Genomic DNA, 1,215 nt, shown 5'->3' with positions numbered 1-1,215 from the left:
CGACGGGGGTTGTGAAGTTACTTGGTGCATGCCGAGGGGGCAGCTTTCCTCGTTAATCCAGCAGCAAACTTTTAGTTGCCAACGACGACAACTACGGTTCGAACGACTTCGCAATCGCTGCCTAAAAACAGCTTTAGCGTTTAGTTCTACAGCCGCCTAAGGCGAACCCCCGAACCTACTTGTGCCCGTGCTCGTAGATGTAGGGTCATTATCACGGAACCGGTTGTGATGGCTGCCTGTCAGTCACGACTTAACTAAAGCAGGCTGGTCCTGGGGTGCGCTTTGCACACCGTGCTGCCACAGGATGAGATCCAACGGTGAGCTAAGCATGTAGTACCGGGGATGGAGTGCCTTCGGACGGCGGTTCAATTCCGCCCACCTCCACCATACGACCGGCCCTTCGGGGCCGGAAAGAAGCCGGAAGTTCCTGGTGACAGGACTTCCGGCTTTTTTATTGCCTTGAAAACGTGCCGTGCAGCGCAGCCGGGATGGCAAATCCGTCCATCCGCACCTCGGGCCGATAGCGGGCGGAGGGCGTGAACCGATACTCGCGCGCCAGCAACGCGCACAGCAGGATCAATTGCGCATTGCCCACCGCCGAGCCCACGCACGAGCGCGACGGGAAGCCGTACGGCACGTAGATGCCGGCAGTGCGCCGACGACGCTCCGGCAACCAGCGGTCCGGATCGAAGACCTGCGGATGGTCCCAGTACTTTTCAGAGCGATGTTGGATGTAGGAGCTGAGTTCGTACACGCTACCCTCGGGTATCGCGTGCCCGTCCGCCTCCAGGTCGCACACCGCGACGCGGCGGTTATTGAACGGCGTCGAATACAGCCGCATCACTTCTTTCAGGAAGCGCATCGTGCACGGAATGCGTGCCATCGGCAGTGCGTGGATCTGCGCGTCCGACAGCGGCTCGAATTCCGCCTCGATCTTCTCGCGCCACTCCGGGTGCATCTGCATGGCCAGTAGAAGGCACGCCGCCATCATGCCCGGTACGCCGGAAATGGCGATCAACTGCACGGTGACCAGATAGGTGACTTTATCCAACCCGATACGGTCGCGCAGTCCAAGCAGCGGCTGCGCATAATCAAGATGAGAATGGCCATCGCGCAGCCGGCGCTGGAGTTCTGCGTGTATCGCGCGCGACTCACAGCGGCCGATGAAGAAGTTGCGCAGCAGATCGCGCGTGTGGATCACCTGCTCCACCTGCG

Annotated in this window: 1 protein-coding gene and 1 other RNA gene; one reads left to right on the top strand and one right to left on the bottom strand. The window is 60.3% G+C overall.

The features are described 5' to 3' along the window. Positions 1–387: a transfer-messenger RNA gene (gene ssrA, locus ACXJKH_RS20825) on the top strand; the annotation flags it as partial. Positions 388–451: 64 nt separating this feature from the next. Here ssrA and ACXJKH_RS20820 read toward each other — a convergent pair. Beyond that, positions 452–1,215 (bottom strand): cytochrome P450 (locus ACXJKH_RS20820; RefSeq protein ID WP_457322232.1); only part of this gene is annotated, 764 nt, incomplete at its 5' end.

It is taken from the genome of Stenotrophomonas sp. P5_B8 (assembly GCF_054049855.1).
This window is presented reverse-complemented; position numbering and strand designations above follow the sequence as displayed.